This is a genomic window from Mycobacterium sp. E735, assembly GCF_001666955.1.
Classification (GTDB): domain Bacteria; phylum Actinomycetota; class Actinomycetes; order Mycobacteriales; family Mycobacteriaceae; genus Mycobacterium.
Map to the genome: position 1 here is coordinate 1 of NZ_LZIX01000315.1, position 12,412 is coordinate 12,412.

Sequence of the window (12,412 nt, forward strand, 5' to 3'; positions counted from 1 at the left end):
GGCCGCCGGGGCCGCCGCCCTGCTGGCGGGGGGTGTCCTTCGCCTCCGCCGCCGGGGTTTCCCCCGCCGCCACCGTCTTGGGGTGGTTATTACGGCCCCAGGCCATACATCTCGGCCAGCATTTGCGCGCCGATCCCGTTCGTCCACATCTGCGCGGGAATCTGACAGCTCCCGGTCTCACCCAGGCAGCTTCAGCGGCGGCGTAACCACACGATGACGCCGACGGCGGCAGCCAAGGCCACCACCACCGGCACAACGCCGCGGGATGGGGCTGGACCCGTCGCCCGAGCAACGAACTGGTTCGACCGGGTGGAGTTTTCGACATGAGGGGCCACGGACTTAGTCGTTGCTTGGCTCCCTGATTGCTGGGGCGGATCGCGACGTGTCACCGGAACGTCGGCCGGCGGGACGGTCGACGGTGGGCGGGTTGCTTCCGTCCGCGGCGACGAACGTTGGGACGCTCCTTGCCGGGCTCTTATCCTCGAAGCGTTCGCCCGCACCGAGGGCGATGCGGCCTCGGGCTTGCGATCCGCCTGGTCGGCGTGGCCCCCATCGCGGTCACGGCGCCGCCGCGGCGCCCATACCTCGTCTCCCAGCTCGTCGGGAATCAGCCACATCAGCAGGGCGAAGTTCACCGCCGCCAGGACACCGTGCAGGACAATGTCAGCGGCGTGGAACCCCAGGGGCGTCGGAATCGCGCGCGCGGTTGCGACGCTGCTGAAAAACAGCAATAGCGTGTAGGCCACCGCGCTCCCCGCGGTGACGGTTACCGCGGTGCGGCGACTGCCGACGGCCAGAATGCCCGCCACCCCGAGCGCCAGCAGTATGCCGCTTTGCGCGGGCGTCGATGCCAGGCCGAGAACCGGGGCACCGGTCGGGCCGGCGTGCGGATGCAGCGCAGCCGACACCAACCCGGCGATGCCGAACGCGGACACCAGCACGCCCTCGGCGAGCAGCATCCAGCGCCCGCTGTGGAAACGCCCCGGGTCCATCGGGACCCTGCGCAACCCCGACGTCGCCCCCGGGACTGGCCCCGCCGTAACCGGCATCGCGCGACCTCCAGCCTGAACAACAATCGCTACGACATCGGCTACCCATTGCGCCCGGTTCTACTCAAGGGGCCATTGGCCGCGAGGTGGCCAGATAACCGACGCGCGAGGCGGCGCGCGGAGCCCCCTGTCAGGATTGAACTGACGACCGCTCGCTTACAAGGCGAGTGCTCTACCACTGAGCTAAGGAGGCGGGATCAAACCGGTCCAAGCCTAAACGGTCACTCGCCGCTGTCGATCACACGCGTGGAGCGCACCGACCGGGACGCGGGACGCCGGCGGCCCGGCAGTGGAATGCGGTCCGCGATGTTGCTCAGCGGATTGACCACCATGGTCAGCGCGACGACGGCGTCCTGCAGCGTGGCGATCGCGGGCTCCAGCGCTTCCATCCCGGGCGTCAACCTCGCCAGGGTGTCGGCGACGTCCGTGAGCTGGTCCAGCGGTCCATTCTTCGCCGTCAGTTTGTCGACCAGGCCGCCCTCGCTGAGCAGCCGATCGGCCAGGCCATCCTCGGCCAGCAGCCGCTCGATCAACCCGCCCTCGGCGACGAGCTGGTCGGCCAGCCCGCCGGGCTGCAGCGTGCGGTGCAACCCGCCGCCCTCCGCGGTCAGGCGGTCGAGCAGACCGCCCTCCGACGTCAGCATGTCGACCACCCCGCCAGGGCGCAGCAACCGGTCGATCGGCCCGTCCGGCGCCACCGCCCGCCCAAGGGGCGCGTCGTCGTCCAGCAGCCGGGCGAGCCGGTTGGCGCGGACGATCGCGTCGTCGAGCCCCCACATCGATGTCATGGCGGCCGATCCGGCGGTGCCGCCGTCGCCCAACGCCCGCTTCGCCACACCCACCGCCGCGCTCGCGACGGTCAGGCTGGCGTCGGCGGCGGCGAGTCCGACGCGTGCCGGGGCGGTCGCGGTCGCGACGATCCGTGCGGCGAAGTTCATTCCACGAGTCTATTCGCGACGCGGCGGCGTCATCCGGCGCAGGTCCAAGCCGATGCGCCGATTCCTGGCAGACTATTATCAGAGTGTTGGCACTGAGCTCCCAGCAATCACACAACATTTACGTAGGAAACGTTCAACTAAGGGGCGAAGAACCTGATGACCGCGGCATCCCCAAACGAAACGAAACCGGAGGCTCGCGTCCTCGTGGTCGACGACGAGGCCAACATCGTCGAGTTGCTCTCGGTCAGCCTCAAGTTCCAGGGTTTCGAGGTCCACACCGCGACCAACGGAGCCCAGGCGCTGGATCGGGCGCGCGAAGCCCGTCCCGACGCGGTGATCCTCGACGTGATGATGCCCGGCATGGACGGGTTCGGGGTCCTGCGGCGTCTGCGCGCCGACGGGATCGACGCCCCGGCATTGTTCCTCACGGCCCGGGATTCGTTGCAGGACAAGATCGCCGGCCTCACCCTCGGCGGCGACGACTACGTGACCAAGCCGTTCAGCCTGGAAGAGGTGGTCGCCCGGCTGCGGGTCATCCTCCGGCGGGCCGGCAAGGGCGGCGCAGAGCCCCGCAGCGCCCGCCTGACGTTCGCCGACATCGAACTCGACGAAGAAACCCACGAAGTGTGGAAGGCCGGCGAACCGGTCTCGCTCTCGCCGACCGAATTCACGCTGCTGCGTTACTTTGTCATCAACGCGGGCACCGTCCTGAGCAAGCCCAAGATCCTCGATCACGTCTGGCGATACGACTTCGGAGGTGACGTCAATGTCGTCGAGTCCTACGTGTCTTACCTGCGGCGCAAGATCGACACCGGCGAGAAGCGGCTCCTGCACACGTTGCGCGGAGTCGGTTATGTGCTGCGGGAACCGCGCTGAGCCCGGGCTCGGTCCCCGGCGCTAGCGAGGAATCACGCACATGGCCACACAGCATCGACGTGAGTTGCCGCTCCGGGTAGGGCTGGTCGCCGCCACCCTGGTCCTGGTGGCCTGCGGCCTGGCGGTCTCGGGCATCGCGGTCACGTCGATCCTGCGGCACAGCCTGGTCAGCCGGATCGATCAGACCCTGCTCGACGCGTCCCGGGGCTGGGCGCAGGCCCCGCGGCGGCAATCGCCGCCGCCCTACGAGGGCCCGGACCCCGCCCGGCCGCCGTCGAAGTTCTATGTGCGCGGCATCGGCACCGACGGCACGCCGTACACCGCCATCAACGACCGCAACGCCGAACCGGCGCTGCCGGCCAACAACGACGTGGGCCCCAACCCGACGACGCTGCCGTCGGTCAATGGGTCCGACATCCAGTGGCGCGCGGTCTCGGTGCGCGGCCCGCACGGCCTGACGACCGTCGCGATCGACCTGTCCGACGTCCAAAACACGGTCAGCTCCCTCGTCTGGCTGCAGATCGGAATCGGGGTCGCGGTGCTGGTCGTGGTCGGCATCGCCGGCTTCGCGGTGGTGCAGCGCAGCCTGCGGCCGCTGTCCGAAGTCGAGCGGACGGCCGCGGCGATCGCCGCCGGCCAGCTGGATCGCCGTGTGCCCGAACGTGATCCGCGCACCGAGGTGGGCCGGCTGTCGCTCGCCCTGAACGGGATGCTCGCGCAGATCCAGCAGGCGCTCGCGTCGTCGGAGTCGTCGGCCGAAAAGGCCCGCGGATCCGAGGAGCGGATGCGACGGTTCATCACCGACGCCAGTCACGAGCTGCGGACCCCGCTGACGACCATCCGGGGCTTCGCCGAGCTGTATCGCCAGGGCGCCGCACGCGATGTCGCCATGTTGCTGTCCCGGATCGAAAGTGAAGCCAGCCGAATGGGTCTGCTGGTCGACGACCTGCTGCTGCTGGCCCGCCTCGATGTGCAGCGGCCGCTCGAGCACAACCGGGTCGACTTGCTCGCGCTGGCCAGCGACGCGGTCCACGACGCGCAGGCGATGGACCCGAAACGCGCCATCACCATGGAGGTGCTCGACGGCCCCGGCACCCCGGAGGTGCTCGGCGACGAACCGCGGATCCGGCAGGTGCTCAGCAACCTGGTCGCCAACGCCTTGCAGCACACTCCGGAGAACGCCGACGTCACCGTCCGGGTCGGCACCAAGGGCGCCGACGCGGTGCTGGAAGTGGCCGACAAGGGACCCGGCATGACCGAGCAGGACGCATCACGGGTCTTCGAGCGGTTCTATCGCACCGATTCGTCGCGGGCACGCGCCAGCGGTGGTACCGGGTTGGGGCTGTCGATCGTCGACTCACTCGTGCGTGCGCACGGTGGCCACGTCAAGGTGACGACCTCGCCAGGGGAGGGCTGCTGTTTCCGCGTCACTCTGCCCCGCGTCAGCGAGGTGCCGGCCCAGGAGCCGGTTCACGCCAATTGAGCCAGCGCCGCCTTGATCTTGGCTTGGGCCTCGTCCATGGACTCCGGTGACGGATTGCGGTCGACGTTGGCGAACCCGAAGTCGCTCAGGCGGCGGGTGGGAAAGACGTGGACGTGCAGATGGGGCACCTCGAGCCCGGCGATGATCACCCCCGCGCGCTCGGTCCGGAAGGCCTTGCACACGGCCTTGCCGATGAGCTGACTCACGGCCATGATCCGGCCGAAGGTCGCGCCGTCGACGTCTTGCCACTGATCGATTTCGGCCCGCGGTACCACCAGCGTGTGGCCCTGGGTCATGGGCTCGATCGTCAGGAACGCGACCACGTCGTCGTCCTCGTAGACAAAGCGGCCGGGAAGTTCACGGTTGATGATCTTGGTGAAGATCGACGCCATGGCCCCAGCATAGGGGCGCCGAAGTTTTCGCCATGGCCGTGGTCGGCCTCACGGCACGACTGTGAAGGCAATCCGGGCGATGAGTTGGACGCGCGCTGACGGTCAGTCCAGGAAAGGACCATCGACCCGCCAATCCCCAAGGAGTTCGACCATGTCACAGGTGCGCGTGCACAACTTCTCGGTTTCCCTCGACGGCTATGCCACTGGCAGTGGCCAAAGCCTCGATGCGCCTTTCGGGCATGCCGGCGGCCGCTTACACGAGTGGTTCTTCCGGACGCGCACCTTTCGAGCGATGCACGGCGAATCGGGTGGCACTACCGGTGTCGACGACGCGCTGGCCGGCCAATGGTGGCCGGGCATCGGTGCGGAAATCATGGGGCGCAACAAGTTCGGGCCGCAGCGGGGCCCGTGGACGGGCCAGCCGGGCGGTGAGGAGTGGAAAGGCTGGTGGGGCGCCGAGCCGCCATTTCACACCCCGGTGTTCGTGCTCACCCACCATCCCCGGCCGCCGATCGAGATGGACGGCGGCACCACCTTTCACTTCGTCGACGCCGGTCCGGAGCAAGCTATCCAGCTGGCCCGTAACGCGGCGGGGGATCTGGATATCCGCCTCGGTGGGGGACCTTCGACCGTCCGCGAATTCATCGCCGCGGACCTCGTCGACCACCTTCACGTTGTGCTGGTGCCCATCATCTTGGGGCGGGGGGAGTCGTTGTGGGAGGGGCTTGAGGACTTCCAGCAGCGATTCACGGTGGAGTCGGTGAGCAGTCCCAGCGGCGTCACGCACCTGATCTTCAGGCGCCGCTGACCACGCGGTGGCATCATCCCTCCTGGCCGAACTCCATGACATCGAGGTTCCAGTACCCGCGCATGTTGGTGATCAGCCCCGCCTCGTTGACCTTATAGGTGAACACGCCGCGGACCCTGCTGGTGAGACCGCCCTCAAACTTGCTCTGTAGCACCAGGATATGAGCGATCTCATCGGGAGAGCTGGACGGGAAAGTCTCTTCGCACGTGATGGTCAGCTGATTCTTGGCGATGTTGTTGTCGAAGAACTCGCCGACGGCGGCCTTGCCGCGCACGCCGGTGCCATCGGGGTTGGTGACGGACTTGCCGATCGGATCCTCGATGACGACGTCGTCGGTCATCAGCGCTAGCCAGCCGTCCCGGTCTTTGCCTTGCGCGCAGCGCCACGACGACTGCGACGCGGCTAGCGCGGGGGATTGAGCGGTTTGGGTCATGATCATCTCTCCTATCACTAGATTGCGCACGCCGCGCGTGCGCCTTCCTCGGTTGCCTTGCGGATCAGTCCCAGCCCGGTGCAGTCACCGGCAGCCTGCACCTGGGCGCCGGGCAGGGCGGCGACCAGCGCGTCGAACAAAGTGGTGTCGGGTTCGACCGTTCCGGCCAGCACGACGCTGTCGGCCTGCAACCGCCGGCTGGTGCCCCCCGCGGGCGTGAACAGCACCGCGTCGCCGGCGATCCGTTCCACGGTCGCCCGGACATGCACGGTGACGCCGAGCCGGTCGAGGCGATCCATGTGCTCAGTCCTGCGTTTGTTGCCCACTTCCGGGGCGATGTTCCTGCCGGATTCGAGCATCGACACCAACCGGCCCCGGCTCGCCAGGAATTCGGCCAGCTCCAGGGCGACCAGGTCACCGCCGACGATGACGACCCGGCGCCCGAACGGCATCCAGGCGCGACTGGCCAGCCGAACCGCGCCGGGCCGCAGGAGCCGTTGCCGCCAGCCGCCGAGCGCGGCAGCCCCCAGCCGCTGCCAGGTCGGTGCGCCCGATCGGGCTTGGCCGCCGAGCAATTCGCGCAATCCGGGTCCGCTATACACGTGCGGCAGGTCGGACCCCGGGATCGCCGGCACGGGGCCCCGGCCCCCGGTGGCCACGACCACCGCGTCCGGGTCGGTGTCGACGACGTCCTGAGTCGAAACCGCCCGGCCCAAGCGGACTTCCGCGCCGCTGAGGTCGATCTCGTCGCGCAGGTAGCGCAGGAACGGCTGGTTCTCCGGATGCAGGACCGACGCCCAGCGCAGCGCCCCGCCCAGCGCGGCGCCGCGTTCGAAAAGCGTGACGCGGTGACCGCGTTGGGCGGCGACCCGCGCGGCCTCCAGCCCGGCCGGCCCGCCGCCGACCACCACCACGCGCTTGGCGCGCGCCACCGGAGCCGCGGCCAATTCACGTTCTTTGCCGGTACGCGGATTGACGGCACAGTCGACCGAGAAACGCTGTTCCATTGCGTCGATGCAGTTTTCGCACGAGATGCACCTGCGGACCCGGTGTGCCTGCCCGTCGCGCACCTTGCGCGGCAGGTCGGGATCGGCCAACAGGGGACGCCCCATGGCGATGAAATCGGCGCGCCCGTCGGCCAGGATCCGTTCGGCGCGGGCCGGGTCGTGGATGCGGCCGACGGCGATCACCGGCACGTCGACCACCTGCTTGACGGCGGCCGCGGCCCCGACGTTCAGCTCGTCCCCGTCGTCGGCGCCGTTGACCATTCCGGTCACCAAACGATCGATGACACCGCCGCTCACGTGGAACGCGTCCACACCGGCCGTCACGAACTCCGGTGCCAATTGCGCCGTCTCGAAGATGGGCCGCCCACCCGCGACCCGTTCGTAGCCGGAGACGCGCAACGTGATCGGCAGGGCGGTACCGATCTCGGAGCGGATCGCGGCCAGCGCCTCCAGCACAACCCGCGCCCGACCGCGCGCCGAATCGCCACGATAGTCGTCGGTGCGCCGATTGCGTTGCGGGGCAAGGAAGGAGCCCAGCAGCATGTAGCCGTGCGCGGCGTGCAGCTCGATGCCGTCGTAGCCGGCCTCGACGGCCCGCCGAGCCGCGGCCTTGAACAGATCGAGTACGGCGCACAGCTGTTGCTTGCTGATCTCGGCCGACGGGCGCCCGGTGAGGTAGGACGGAATCACCGACGGTCCCAACGACGTGACCCCGAAGATCTCGGGTCCCAGGCCGTCGGGACCGGCGTGCACGATCTGGGGCTGGATCATGGCGCCGTGTTGGTGCACGACCTCCACCAGGGCCCGGTGTGCGTCGACGGCCTCGTCGGTGGCCAGGTGCAGTCCGCCGGGCGTCTCGGGGTGGTGGTGGTCGATCCCGGTGGCGCCCAGCGTGATCAGGCCGACGCCGCCCTTGGCGCGGGCGGCGAAGTAGTCGCGGGTGCGCTCCGACGGCAGCCCATCGGGAGTGCCGTACATGGTCTCCATCGGAGACATGACGACGCGGTTGCGCACCGTCATGGCGCCGATTCGGCCCGGCGCCATCAGGTGACCGAACCCGGTCACTTGCGACTCAGCGGCTGGGAGTTACCGGTCGGCGTCCGTGTACCGGATGACGCCGCGAATGTTCTTGCCGTCCAGCATGTCCTGGTAGCCCTCGTTGATCTGCTCAAGGCGGTACTGGGTGGTCACCATGTCGTCCAGGTTCAGCTTGCCGGCCTGGTACATCGACAGCAGCTGCGGGATGTCGTACTGCGGGTTGCCGCCACCGAAGATGGTGCCCTGCAGGTTCTTCTGCATCAGGGTGAGCATGGCCAGGTTCAGGTTGACGTTGGTGTCCAGCAGGCTGCCGATGGCGGTCAGCACGCAGGTGCCGCCCTTCTGGGTGATGTTGAGGTAGTTGTCGATGTCGGCACCGTGCAGTTCGCCGACCGTGACAACGACCTTGTGGGCCATCAGGCCGTAAGTGACCTCCATGATGCCCATCAGCGCGGCGTTGATGTCGGGATAGACGTGCGTGGCGCCGAATTTCAGCGCCTGATCGCGCTTCCATTCGACCGGGTCGATCGCGAAGATGTAGCGCGCACCGGCGTTCACGGCGCCCTGCAGCGCGGCCATGCCGACCCCGCCGACGCCCACGATGGCGACGTCCTGGCCCGGCCGGATGTCGGCGGTGCGGACCGCCGAGCCGTAACCGGTGGTGACGCCGCAGCCGACCAGCGCGGCCACCTCGAACGGTACGGACGGGTCGATCTTCACCACGGAGCTGCGGTGCACCACCATGTACGGCGAGAAGGTGCCCAGCAGCGTCATGGGGAAGACGTTCTGGCCACGCGCTTGGATGCGGAACGTGCCGTCGGAGACCGCGGCACCGCCGAGCAGGCCGGCTCCCAGGTCGCACAGGTTGCGCATGCCGGCCTGGCAGGTCGCGCATTGCCCGCAGGACGGGATGAACGACAGCACCACGTGGTCACCCGGGGCGATGTCTTCGACGCCCGGGCCGACCTCGGTGACGATGCCGGCACCCTCATGCCCGCCCAGCACCGGGAAGCCGGCCATCGGGATTCCGCCGGTGACGAGGTGGTGATCGGAGTGGCACATGCCGGCCGCTTCCATCTGGATCTTGACCTCGTGCGCTTGCGGGTCGCCGATCTCGATTTCCTCGATGGACCAGGGCTGGTTGAACTCCCAGATGAGTGCGCCTTTTGTCTTCACGATGGTCCTGACCCCATTTCGCCTTTGAATCGATCAGCGCTGTCCGGCCCGTTGTGCCGGACAGCTTGGTGACGGGCGCCACAGCACCCTTGTCGCGTCAGCATAGCGCGTGCAACAAATCAAATGCTTGGTTGGTCCGTCCTCGGTCCGCGGTCACCAGATCGGAACCGGCGCCTGGCCGAGCGGGTAGTAGCCGGGCAGCTTCTCGCCGGCGATGCTGCGCTCGATCCGCTTCTGCATGCCGGTGCTGAGGTCGCCCGACTCGATCAGGGTCGCGAACATCTTCGCGACGTGGCCGAAGTCGAAGAAGTCTCGCTGCCACTCGATGAGATTGTCGGCGTTGAGGCGAAACCAGCTGCCGCCGATGCCGTAGATCTCGTCCTGGGTGCCGTCCGACTTGTTGACGATCTGCTTCCAGAAGCCGACGATCTCGCCCTGCTTCTCGTCGATGAGGACCTTCTGGTACTCGTACACCCAGTTCTCCAGGCCTTCCATCTCGAGACCGAGGGCGATGTCGCGGATCTCGTCGACGCCGACGCACATCACGTCTTCCTTGGGGCCGATGTTCCAGCCGTACGTGGCGTCCTGGGCGTAGAAGTCGGCCAACGGCCGCCAGTCACCGGCCTTCTCGCAGTCCTTGTTGGCCTGTAGCCAGCGATCGACCCATGTCTCGAGTTCCTCACGTGACGCCATCGTCAGTCTCCCTTGTCTTCTTTGATGAACAGTGCATGCGTTGGGCACATCTCGACCGCGCGTTCGACTTCGTCGCGGGCGTCCTCGGGCGGTTCGGGATCAAGGATCTCGACCTTGCCCCGTTTGGGCACCCGGAAGTAGTCCGGTGCCTCCAGTTCGCACATGGCGTGCCCCTGGCAGAGATCCAGATCCGCTTCGATTCGAAAACCCATGAGTGGTCAGGCTTTCCGCTTGCGGTAGCGCACCTTCGCCGGGCGGGCGAGCTGGACGACCATCTTGGAGTGGTCGTTGTGATAGCTGTCGGCCGGCTGTGCCATTTCGAACTCGTACTCGCGAAGGAGAACCGAGAAGATCGCTTTGATCTGCATCTGGGCGAAAGCGGCGCCCACACAGCGATGCCGGCCGGCGCCGAACGGAATCCAGGTCCAACGGTTGACGATGTCGGCCTGCTCGGGCTTGTTGTAGCGGTCGGGGTTGAACGCGTCCGGGTCGGGGAAGTCCTCGGGAATCCGATTCGAAATCGCGGGGGACGCCGCGACGAAGTCCCCCTTGTGAATCGGGAAGCCCTGCACCTCGAACTCGCCCTGCGCCACGCGCATCAGGATGATCAGTGGCGGGTGCAGCCGCAGGGTCTCCTTGACCACGTTGTCCAGTTTCGGAATCGACCGCAGTGCATGGAAACTCACCTCTTGCCCGTCGGCGTACAGCTCCTCGAGCTCGGCCAGCACCTCGGCGTAGACCTCGGGGTGGCGGATCAGCTCGATCAGCGTCCACGCGGAAGTTCCGGAACTGGTGTGGTGCCCCGCGAACATCAACGAGATGAACATCCCGGTCACCTCGTCGGCCGAGAAGCGCGGTTTGCCCTCCTCGTCCCTGATCGAGACCAGCACGTCGAGCATGTCGCGGTCGGACTTGTCCTTCGGCGGATTGGCCAGCCGCTGATCCATGATCTCCTGCACCAGGGCGACGAGCTTGACGCGCGCCTCGTCGCGGAGCTTGAAACTTTCGATCGGCAGGTACGGATCGACGTAACACAGGGGGTCGGTACCGCGCTCCAGCATGTGGTAGTACTCCGCGAACCGGTGGTCGAGCTGCTCGCGGAACTTCAGCCCGATCAGGCAGGCGGTCGAGGTGTAGATGGTCAGCTCCGCGAAGAAGTCGAGCAGCTCGATCTCGCCGTGCTCGCCCCAGCCGGCGATCATCTTCTTGACCTCGCCCTCGATGGTGGCGGCGTGGCCCTTCATCTGCTCGCCGCGCAGCGCCGAGTTGTGCAGCATTTCCTTGCGCCGCTCGGGGCTGGCATCGAACACGACGCCCTTGCCGAAGATCGGCGTCATGAACGGGTACGCCTCGGCCTGGTCCAGATCCTCGTCCGCGGACCGGAAGAAGAATTCGTTGGCCTGGGCGCCGGACAGCAGGATCACGTGCTTGTCGACCAGCTGGAACCAGCCCACATCGCCGCACTCTTCCCGCACCCGCTTCATCAAACCGATTGGGTCCGTGCGGAATTCCTCGAGGTGACCGTGCTCTTCCTCGCCGCCGGAAACGCGGGGCACGATAGCGGTGTTCGCCGTAGTTGCATCAGCCATGTCCTGGCATCCCTTCTTCGCCCAGTGCGAGCTTCTGGCGATCCTTCTTGTCGGCCAACGGGGCTTCGGGCTGAAGCTCCATGTTGGCGATGAAGCCACCGCGCGGGGTCTCGGCGACAAACGTGATGGCGCGCGCCAGGTCCGCCGCCCGCAGGAAGTAGTCGTGACGGGCCTGGCCCCACTTGGCCCAGTCCTCCAGGGCGGGGCCGATCTTCTCGGCCGGCAGGCTCCAGCCCATCGACGTCTTCGTCGGTCCGGGGTGCACGATCGAAGCCCGCACGCCGGTGCCCTCGAGCTCCATCTGGAAGTTGGTGACCATGGCGACGAGCGCGGCCTTGGCGGCCCCATAGGCGCCCATGTGCGGCCGCTGGCGCAGGGCGACGTCCGAGCCGACGAAGATCAAGTCGCCGCGCTGCCGCTCCAACATGCCCGGAAGGACGGTGGAGGCCAACCGGAACGCGCCGACCAGATGGATCTGCAGCTGTGACTCGAATTCGTCGCCTGCGATCTCGGCGAGCTTGCCGAAGTAGGTGTCGCCCGCGCCGGCCACCAGCACCTCGATGGGCCCGAGCGCGTCGACAGACTGTGCGACAAAGGATTTCACTGAGTTGGGGTCCGTGACGTCCAGATGGAATCCGACCGCCTCGCCGCCTTCGGCGTTGATCTTGCCGACGATGTCGTTGAGTTTCTCTACGCGCCGGGCACCGAGGGCGACCGGAAAGCCATGCGCCGCGAGCTCGATGGCGGTGGCCTCTCCGATACCGGACGAGGCGCCGGCCACGATCGCCGGCCGTCGTTCGGGCAGGGGGTCGAAGCGGGGCATTCAGCGGACCTCCACGGTCATCGGTAGGTGAGCGAATCCGCGGATATGAGGTGGACGAGGCCAACGCCGTCCGCGTCCACTCCAGCAACGTCCGCGGATTCGCTCAC

At 67.5% G+C, this 12,412-nt stretch carries 12 protein-coding genes, 1 tRNA gene and 2 pseudogenes; 4 read left to right on the forward strand and 11 right to left on the reverse strand.

What is annotated here, in order from left to right; all coding sequences use genetic code 11:
• Positions 1–191: 191 nt before the first annotated feature.
• The 3 genes from A5704_RS25540 to A5704_RS25550 all read right to left on the reverse strand — a co-directional run bounded on the left by A5704_RS25540 (position 192) and on the right by A5704_RS25550 (position 1,987).
• Complete coding sequence (locus A5704_RS25540) at positions 192–959, reverse strand: DUF4383 domain-containing protein (protein WP_197508542.1); 768 nt, start codon at positions 957–959, stop codon at positions 192–194.
• Between the two features lie 211 nt (positions 960–1,170).
• Positions 1,171–1,242 (reverse strand) — tRNA-Thr (locus A5704_RS25545).
• Between the two features lie 28 nt (positions 1,243–1,270).
• Positions 1,271–1,987: a hypothetical protein gene (locus A5704_RS25550; protein WP_067891726.1), complete on the reverse strand. Its 717-nt coding sequence runs from the start codon at positions 1,985–1,987 to the stop codon at positions 1,271–1,273.
• Positions 1,988–2,143: 156 nt separating this feature from the next.
• On the opposite strand from A5704_RS25550, the gene phoP reads away from it, so the two are divergent.
• Both phoP and A5704_RS25560 read left to right on the forward strand, forming a co-directional pair.
• Positions 2,144–2,863 (forward strand): two-component system response regulator PhoP, encoded by a 720-nt coding sequence (gene phoP / locus A5704_RS25555; RefSeq protein ID WP_067761426.1) that lies wholly within the window; start codon positions 2,144–2,146, stop codon positions 2,861–2,863.
• Between the two features lie 40 nt (positions 2,864–2,903).
• Positions 2,904–4,362, forward strand: a pseudogene (locus A5704_RS25560) (sensor histidine kinase).
• On the opposite strand, the gene A5704_RS25565 reads toward A5704_RS25560, so the two are convergent.
• Positions 4,334–4,738 carry an HIT family protein gene (locus A5704_RS25565; protein ID WP_067785780.1) on the reverse strand — a complete coding sequence of 135 codons (405 nt, stop codon included), beginning with the start codon at positions 4,736–4,738 and terminating at the stop codon, positions 4,334–4,336. The pseudogene A5704_RS25560 and the gene A5704_RS25565 sit on opposite strands and share 29 nt — an antisense overlap.
• Positions 4,739–4,889: 151 nt before the next feature.
• Between A5704_RS25565 and A5704_RS25570 the strand changes: the two genes are divergently transcribed.
• Positions 4,890–5,546: a dihydrofolate reductase family protein gene (locus A5704_RS25570; RefSeq protein ID WP_067785783.1), complete on the forward strand. Its 657-nt coding sequence runs from the start codon at positions 4,890–4,892 to the stop codon at positions 5,544–5,546.
• A gap of 13 nt (positions 5,547–5,559) precedes the next feature.
• Here the strand turns inward: A5704_RS25570 and A5704_RS25575 are convergent, their stop codons facing one another.
• The 7 genes from A5704_RS25575 to A5704_RS25605 form a co-directional block, all read right to left on the reverse strand.
• Complete coding sequence (locus A5704_RS25575; protein ID WP_067761479.1) at positions 5,560–5,979, reverse strand: ketosteroid isomerase family protein; 420 nt, start codon at positions 5,977–5,979, stop codon at positions 5,560–5,562.
• A gap of 17 nt (positions 5,980–5,996) precedes the next feature.
• A complete protein-coding gene (locus A5704_RS25580; protein ID WP_067891732.1) occupies positions 5,997–8,051 on the reverse strand; it encodes an FAD-dependent oxidoreductase in 2,055 nt (684 codons plus the stop codon).
• Between the two features lie 21 nt (positions 8,052–8,072).
• Positions 8,073–9,200, reverse strand: a complete 1,128-nt coding sequence (locus A5704_RS25585) for an NDMA-dependent alcohol dehydrogenase (protein WP_067761441.1) — start codon at positions 9,198–9,200, stop codon at positions 8,073–8,075.
• A 153-nt stretch (positions 9,201–9,353) separates the two neighbouring features.
• Entirely contained in the window at positions 9,354–9,893 is a 540-nt protein-coding gene (locus tag A5704_RS25590) for a hypothetical protein (protein WP_067269381.1), read from the reverse strand.
• 2 nt (positions 9,894–9,895) lie between these two features.
• Positions 9,896–10,105, reverse strand: a complete 210-nt coding sequence (locus A5704_RS25595) for a ferredoxin (RefSeq protein WP_067761444.1) — start codon at positions 10,103–10,105, stop codon at positions 9,896–9,898.
• Between the two features lie 6 nt (positions 10,106–10,111).
• Positions 10,112–11,482, reverse strand: coding sequence for a cytochrome P450 (locus A5704_RS25600; protein WP_067785789.1), 1,371 nt, complete (start codon positions 11,480–11,482; stop codon positions 10,112–10,114).
• On the reverse strand, positions 11,475–12,305 hold the full coding sequence (locus tag A5704_RS25605) for an SDR family oxidoreductase (RefSeq protein WP_067785793.1): 831 nt from the start codon (positions 12,303–12,305) through the stop codon (positions 11,475–11,477). The genes A5704_RS25600 and A5704_RS25605 overlap by 8 nt, the downstream gene beginning before the upstream one ends.
• 32 nt (positions 12,306–12,337) lie before the next feature.
• On the opposite strand from A5704_RS25605, the pseudogene A5704_RS29465 reads away from it, so the two are divergent.
• Positions 12,338–12,412, forward strand: a pseudogene (locus A5704_RS29465) (hypothetical protein); the annotation flags it as partial.